The sequence below is a fragment of the Gardnerella vaginalis genome (genome assembly GCF_001546455.1).
Classification (GTDB): domain Bacteria; phylum Actinomycetota; class Actinomycetes; order Actinomycetales; family Bifidobacteriaceae; genus Bifidobacterium; species Bifidobacterium vaginale_B.
On sequence record NZ_KQ956821.1, the window covers coordinates 72856 to 80358 of the forward strand.

General features: G+C 45.1%; 5 protein-coding genes. 1 reads left to right on the forward strand and 4 read right to left on the reverse strand.

All coding sequences use genetic code 11. The features are described from left to right. Positions 1 to 374: 374 nt before the first annotated feature. The 3 genes from pepN to HMPREF3216_RS06220 form a co-directional block, all read right to left on the reverse strand. Positions 375 to 2993, reverse strand: coding sequence for an aminopeptidase N (gene pepN / locus HMPREF3216_RS04870; protein WP_060787188.1), 2619 nt, complete (start codon positions 2991 to 2993; stop codon positions 375 to 377). Positions 2994 to 3110: 117 nt separating this feature from the next. Beyond that, positions 3111 to 5066, reverse strand: a complete 1956-nt coding sequence (locus tag HMPREF3216_RS04875) for a ribonuclease J (RefSeq protein WP_060787189.1) — start codon at positions 5064 to 5066, stop codon at positions 3111 to 3113. Positions 5067 to 5308: 242 nt separating this feature from the next. Further along, positions 5309 to 5452 (reverse strand): hypothetical protein, encoded by a 144-nt coding sequence (locus HMPREF3216_RS06220; protein ID WP_081090992.1) that lies wholly within the window; start codon positions 5450 to 5452, stop codon positions 5309 to 5311. Between the two features lie 459 nt (positions 5453 to 5911). Here HMPREF3216_RS06220 and HMPREF3216_RS04885 point away from each other — a divergent pair, with 459 nt between their 5' ends. Continuing rightward, positions 5912 to 7282, forward strand: a complete 1371-nt coding sequence (locus HMPREF3216_RS04885; protein ID WP_060787191.1) for an MFS transporter — start codon at positions 5912 to 5914, stop codon at positions 7280 to 7282. Here the strand turns inward: HMPREF3216_RS04885 and HMPREF3216_RS06625 are convergent. Continuing rightward, positions 7279 to 7503 (reverse strand): hypothetical protein (locus HMPREF3216_RS06625; RefSeq protein ID WP_060787192.1); only part of this gene is annotated, 225 nt, incomplete at its 5' end. The genes HMPREF3216_RS04885 and HMPREF3216_RS06625 overlap by 4 nt on opposite strands.

The following is a 7503-nucleotide window of genomic DNA, read 5'->3' on the forward strand; positions in this document are numbered from 1 at the left end:
TACGCTCTAAGTGCTCATGCAAGTCGATTCGCCCGCGCATTTTGTACCAAATTACACCTAAATCACGTACAAAAAGCGGAACACAACTCCGCACTTTGTACCAAATTTGAGCCAAATCACGTACAAAACCCGTCAATCTTTTCCGCACTTTGTAGCTAAACACGACGATTAGAGCTACAAACGCGGCTAATCCGCGCGAACGCAGAATTAGCCAGCCCTCCTACAACACCAAGCGAGGAAAATCGCTTGCGTTATATTTGTCTCATCAAAGATGCAAATGTAACGAAAATCAGCCAAAAACAACAAAAACCGCGGCAAGGAAAAATCCAAACCGCGGTTTTAATTCTTTACTTCAAACAGTAACAAACGCAAAACTAAAGCGAAGCGTTGTAATGCTGCACTTTAAGCGTGCGTCGAGAAGAATCCAGCTTGCCAAGCACCATGCGTCGCAAAGCCTGATCCGCATCCTTATGCTCATCAAGCCAGCGCTGCCCACTCTCAACCAACTCGTCTACATTTGCATAATTTGGATACAAGCCTTCAATCAAAGTTTCTGCCATGTGGAATGTGCGATTCTTCCAAATCCACTCAACTTCCGCAAAGTAGCGCTTAACGTAAGGCTTAACCAAATCGCCTTTAGCGGTGCTTGCAAATCCAGCAACAACAGCACCCATCTGCATATTAGTCAAATCGAGATTACGCAAAGCCTGTTCAAAAGCCCAATCCTTAGCTTCTGCAGTTGCACGAGCCGCGCGAGCCTGGTAAGCGTATTCGCGATTCTCGGTAGTGTCGCGCTTGGCGAGTTCCGCATCGATTCCAGCTTCGTCCAAAGCATTCACGCCTGCGAGCGCAATCAAAATGCTCCAACGCAAGTCGTTATCGATTTCTAAGCCTTCTAAGCGCACAGAACCGTCAAGAAGTCCGTTAGCGATTTGCACAAACTCGCTATCTCCAACTTCGCCGTATCCAAGATAAGCCTTTAGCAGCTGGAACTGTTCGTCCGAGCCAGCGTTAGCCGCCAAAGCCAATTGCCAGAGTTCGTGAGCCACATGCTTTGCAACTTGCGCTTGACGCTCAGGAACCACGTAGTGGCTTGCAGTCACCTTTACTTGACCAAGAGCATAGCGGAAAGTAGTAGATTCGCGCTCTGTTGCCAAGGCCTTAAGGCTAAGTTCCACAAAGCGCTCTGCTGGGAATTCTGCGTCGCGAGTCATGTCCCACAATGCGAGCCAAATAAGCGAGCGCGTCAAAGAATCCTTAAAGCGGTAAAGATTTTCTGCAGCAAACTCAAGCGACTTTGCGTCAAATCGCAGCTTTGTGTACGTTAAATCGTCGTCGTTTACAAGAATAAGCGCAGGCCTTTTTAATCCGCGCGCTTCCGCAACTTCCGTCACTTCGCCGTCAACGTCAAGTTCGATTCGCTTTGTACGCACAATTTCGCCAGTTGCTTCGTCCACATTGTAGAAACCAACAGCCAAGCGATGTGCGCGCAAAACAGGATGCTCTTCTGGGGCGCTTTGACGCAAGCGCAAAGAAGCAATCGTACCAGTGCCGTCGCCAGCCTCTTCGACTTCTGTAGAAATCGTGTTAATTCCAGCTTTTTCAAGCCACTGAGCGCTCCAAGCCTTAAGATTGCGACCGCTTGTAAGCTCTAACTCGTGCAACAAATCGGCCAAAGTTGCGTTGCTATAAGCGTGCTTGCTCAAGTAGTTGTGAATTCCTTCAAAGAACTTTTCTCGGCCAACATACGCTACAAGTTGCTTCAAAACGGAAGCGCCCTTTGCGTAAGTAATGCCGTCAAAGTTGACGGAGGTGTCGTTCAAATCGTTGATTGGAGCCACGATTGGGTGCGTTGTTGGAAGCTGATCTTGATTAAGCGCCCAGCTTTTTTCACCAGAATTGAAAGTGCTCCAAGCGTCGTGCCATTCGGTTGCTTCAGCCGTTGCAAGCGTAGACGTAAACTCAGCAAAAGACTCGTTAAGCCACAAGTCGTTCCACCACTTCATGGTTACGTAGTCGCCAAACCACATGTGCGCAAGCTCGTGCAAAACGGTTACAACGCGGCGCTCAGCGTATGCGTCCGTAACTTTGGATTCAAATACGTATTGGTCTCGAATTGTAACCATACCAATGTTTTCCATAGCTCCAGCGTTGTATTCTGGCACGTAAATCTGATCGTACTTTGCGTACGGGTATGGCACTCCCCAAGTCTTAGCGTAGAAGGCAAAACCCTTCTTTGTAATGTCAAATAAGTAGTCAACGTCTTTTGCAAACGCGTCTTTAAGTGCTTGGCGGCAGTACATTGCCATTGGCACTACGCGGCCGTCTTCGTTGTTGTAAGACGTGTGCCATTCGGCGTAAGGGCCTGCGCAAATCGCAGTTAAGTAGGAGCTCATTTTTGGAGTTGACTCAAACACCCAGCGCTTCATGCCTTCTACAGCGCCATTTTCCAAAGTGCCATCTTCCGTCTTGCGGCCTTCAATCGCAGTTTCGCTGACTACTGGCATGTTGGAAGTTACAATCCAACTTTCTGGAGCGTCTACACTAAAGTCAAAAACAGCCTTCAAATCTGGCTGGTCAAACACTGCGTAAACACGGCGAGCATCCGGCACCTCAAATTGCGTGTAAAGATAAACGTTGCCGTCGGAAGGATCCACGCTTCTGTGCAAACCTTCGCCCGTGTTGGAATACTGGCAATTTGCTACGACTTCTACTGTGTTTTGCGCGTTTAAATTGGCAAGCTCGATGCGACTATCTGCAAAAACCTTAGAAACATCAAGAGATACGCCATTAAGCACCACGGATTCAACGCTGTTTGCAATCAAATCGAGGAAGCTTGTTCCACCATCTTTTGCACCAAACTCAATCTTTGTGTGCGACTTAAAATCACGGCCGCCCGTGCCTAAATCGAGTGCAACAGTGTAGTGAATTGGCATTTGGATAGCGCTAAAACGCTCCGCAGCTTCTACGCGAGTCAGATTTGCTCCTGGCATATTAACTTCCTTATATCTTCTTATATTTTTTCTTATATTTTTTTATATTTTTGACTATTTTGCTGATTCTTGATTAGTTTTTACTAATCGCAGACTAATCGCAGACTAATCGCTTAACTAATCCTTTTGCGCAAGATCCGCAACAACTGGCACAATCATTGGCTTCCTACGCAGCGCACGCGCAATCCAGCTTCCAAGCGTTCTGCGCATAATCTGCTGAAGCTTGTGCGTGTCTTTCTCACCGTGCATCATGGCATCTTGAAGCTGGAAAACAATCTGAGATCGAACTTTTTCAAAATCAGACTCGTCTTCTGCAACAGCATTCAAGTAAATCTTTGGCCCCGTTACAACGTCTGCGCTATCGGTATTTACCACTACAAAACTAGACACAAAGCCTTCCGTGCCAAGGATTCTGCGCTTTTCCAGCTCTTCGTCGGTAAGCTCGCCAACGGAATCGCCGTCAACATACACGTATCCGCATGGAACAGAGCCAACAACAGCGGCATTTCCGTGGTACAAGTCCACAACATCGCCATCTTCTGCCAAAACAACATTCTTAGGATCCACGCCAGTTTTAACAGCAATCAAACCGTTTGCAACAAGATGCCTGTGTTCGCCGTGGATTGGCATAGCGCACTTTGGCTTAACAATGTTGTACAAGTAAAGCAACTCGCCCTCGTTGCAATGACCAGATACGTGAATAGCAGCATTGTCTTTGTTGATTACGCGAGCGCCCATCTGCACAAGCTTGTTAATAACCTTGTAAACCTCATGCTCATTTCCAGGGATTAGTGAGCTTGCAAGAATAACGGTATCAAACTCGTTTACCGTAATATCTTTGTGTATTCCATCTGCGATTCGCCCAAGTGCTGCCATCGGCTCGCCTTGAGACCCTGTGCACATATACACAAGCTTGTCGTCTTGAATATCTTTTGCTTGCTTTAAATCTACAACAGTATTTTCTGGAATATGCAAGTAGCCAAGATCGGCCGCAATAGACATATTCCTAACCATTGAGCGCCCAACAAACACCACTTTTCTGCCATACTTGTGTGCAGCATCTACCACTTGCTGAACGCGGTGAACGTGGCTGGAGAAGCTTGCTACGATTATCTTGCGAGATGCGTTAGCAAACGCCTGATCCAAAGCTGGGCCAATCGAAGTTTCTGGCTTAACAAAACCTGGAACCTCGGCGTTAGTGGAATCTGCCATTAATAGGTCAATCCCCTGCTCGCCAAGCTTTCCAAATTCAACCAAGTCTGTGATTCTATGGTCTAATGGAAGCTGATCTAGCTTAATATCTCCCGTGTCTATAATCGTTCCAGCTGGCGTTTTTACACACACTGCAAGAGCGTCTGGAATTGAGTGCGTTACGCTAATAAACTCTAGATTGTATGGGCCAACTTTTAGCTTTGCGCGGCCTTCTACCTGAATTGTTTTTGGCTTAATCTTGTGTTCTTCGCACTTTGCTTCAACAAACGCAAGAGTAAGCTTAGAGCCGATTAGCGGAATATCTGGGCGCATTTTAAGCAAATATGGCACGCCGCCAATGTGGTCTTCGTGGCCGTGAGTTAAAACTAGCGCATCCACTTTGTCTAGTCTGTTTTGAATGTAGTGGAAGTCTGGAAGAATCAAGTCTACGCCTGGCTGCTCTTCTTCTGGGAACAAAACACCACAATCTATAAGCAAAATATGACCATTATATTCAATAACGTTCATATTTCGGCCAATTTCACCCAAACCACCAAGCGGAACGATTCGCATTGACCCCTTGCGATACTTTGGAGGCGCAACAAGCGCGCCCTCTCGCTGATCATTTACCACTGGTGGAAGCGCATTGTAAGTAGTCTTAGAACTTTTAACCGCTTTAAACCCCTTAGACGCCCTACTCACCTTATGCAATTCAGCGTCTTTAGTTTTTTTAGTTTTTGTATTTTTATTCGTAGTTTTATTTTCTTTTTTCACAGTTTTTATTGACTTTTTATTGTTTATCTCTGCGGATTGAGGAATTTTTACAGAGTCTACAATCTCTGCAAGAATCTCATCCGTTAATTGCGTCGTTGTATCACTCATCTACTTTATTGTATCGTTAAGCCTCAACGGAATCACACAAAAACTGCGACTTGCGCGCGTGCAATAAAAATTTAATGACGAATAATTAACAGCTAATGTTTAACAGCAAACATTTATCTGTAACGGCAAATATTTATCTTTTATCCGTAAATATCTAACAGAAAATATCTAGCAGAAAGTGTCTAACAGAAAGTGCTAGTGAAAAATATTAGTGAAATATTAGTGGAAATATTAGGCTGATTTTAGTGCTTGCCGTATTTTTTCCAAATTTTAATTCCAAGACCAATAAGAACTACCACGATTGCAAAAATCAAGGAGCCAACTATTGCAGAACCAGATTGAATACTCGCCAATCCCGAAGCTGAATAAATAAGTGAACCAAACATTGATTTGCCTTCCAGTTTTATTTGAAATCTATAAATCAATTCTACAATACTTTTTGTCAAAAGATAATCGCAAAAAATAATCACGTCAATCGCGAGCGATTTTCCCGTGTTTGTTCCCAAAATCACCAAAAACGGAAACAAACACGGGCAAAAATAAACAAACATATGAAAGTATTCCCGCGTTTGTTCCCTATTTGACCCAAAATGTAAACAAACACGGGCAAAAATAAACAAACTCGGGAAGAACCTTCCGCACTTTGTACCAAATTCCACCCAAATCACGTACAAAAAGCGGAACCAATTGACGCACTTTGTACCAAATTTGGCCCAATTTACGTACGTTTCCAGGAAAAACAAAACAACATCGGCAAACTTTGACGCCATACTGTAAACTGGAAAGACACTCAAAAACAATCATATTAAAAACGTTAAACGGTATAAATTTTAAGGGAAGTGAATATGTCATCGCAATCGGCGCAGCCAAAGTCTTCGCCTATGTCAAACTACGTAAGATTGTTCTCATTTGAAGGAACACGAGCGTTTTGCATATCTGGAGCAATAGCAAGGCTGCCTATTTCGATGATGGGCCTAGGAATTGTTCTAGCTTTAAACCACATTTACAACAATTGGACGATTGCGGGCACAATGAGCGCCGCATACGTGCTATCGCAAGCAGCCGTAACGCCATTATACGCAAAGCTTTTTGACAGATTCGGCCAGCGAAAAGTGGGTGTAATCGCCCTAAGTGCGCAAGTTATATGCATGCTGTCTTTTGCAACAGCCGCACTTTTTCACATACCACTGCCAATACTGTTTGCGCTTGCAATTTTAATGGGCGTTACGCAGTTTGCATTCGGCGCGCTTGTTAGAACGCGCTGGGCATACACGCTTAAAAATCAAAGCGACGACACGCTGCTAAATGTTGCATACGCGCTGGAATCTGGAATAGACGAGATTGTGTTTATTTTCGGGCCAATTCTTGCGGCATGGCTTGCCACTAGCGTTCACCCTGTATCGCAGCTTTTTGTGCCAGTTCTAGCAAGCGGACTAGGCGGAGCATGGTTCTTGTCGCTTAAAAACACACAACCTGCGGTTGTTAAAATTGTGCAAGTAGAAACAGCTCCCGCTAGCGATGAAGATGTGCAAAATGCAATAAGCGATCAAAGCGAAGATGTACAGAAAAGCAATAACGCAACAAAGCTTATCGACAAACTTTCACTAAAACAGCTAAGGAACACAAATCGCAAAAACAAGCCAAAAAACGTGCTTCTTTACCGCGGAATCATACCGCTTGTTATTATGTTCCTTGTTTTTAACATGAGTTTTAGCGCTTTTGACGTATCCGTTACGGCAGCAATGCGCGCGCAAGGATTAGACAAACTCATAGGCTTGCAACTTGCGCTGTTTGCGTGCGGGTCTTTAGTTGGAGCCGTGATTTTTGGCTCGCATAAATTCCGCGGATCTAACTGGTCGCACCTAATCGTGTTTCTAAGCCTGCTTACTGTTGGCTTTATTCTTATGAACATTAACATAGACAGGCTTGTACTTCTAAGCATTTTTGAGCTTTTGAGCGGATTGTGCGTTTCGCCGATTTTTGCAACTGGAAATCTTATTGTTAAAGACACAATTCCAGAGCATTCGCTTACCGAAGGATTATCGTGGCTGCCAACAGCATCTGCAGTCGGAGCTTCTCTTGGATCAATGGTTGCAGGCTTTGCGATTGACGCGTGGAGTTCGCATGGCGGAATGATGGTTCCGTGGATTTCTACGCTTGTGGCGATTCCAATCGCGTCAATTGGATGGATTATTGTAACGCGCAAGCGCAGTTAATAGCGCAAACTAGGTAGAGATTCGAGATTTTTCGCAGCGATCAAGGCGTATCGCTCGCGCGTTACAGCGCGCTCACATCCTCGCTTGCGTTGAAAGCACACTGTGCTTTCAACCTTAAGCAAGCTCAGCGAATCGAATTGCCTTCGCACGCTACGCTCTAAGTGCTCAGGCAGGTCGTCGCGCAGCGCCGAAATGGTGATTCGCTGAAGCAGCAAGAAAAA

Excerpts from the sequence above, each read along its gene's own strand:
- pepN (WP_060787188.1), bottom strand. The coding sequence starts at position 2,993 with ATGCCAGGAGCAAATCTGACTCGCGTAGAAGCTGCGGAGCGTTTTAGC.
- HMPREF3216_RS04875 (WP_060787189.1), bottom strand. The coding sequence starts at position 5,066 with ATGAGTGATACAACGACGCAATTAACGGATGAGATTCTTGCAGAGATT.
- HMPREF3216_RS04885 (WP_060787191.1), top strand. The coding sequence starts at position 5,912 with ATGTCATCGCAATCGGCGCAGCCAAAGTCTTCGCCTATGTCAAACTAC.
- HMPREF3216_RS06220 (WP_081090992.1), bottom strand. The coding sequence starts at position 5,452 with ATGTTTGGTTCACTTATTTATTCAGCTTCGGGATTGGCGAGTATTCAA.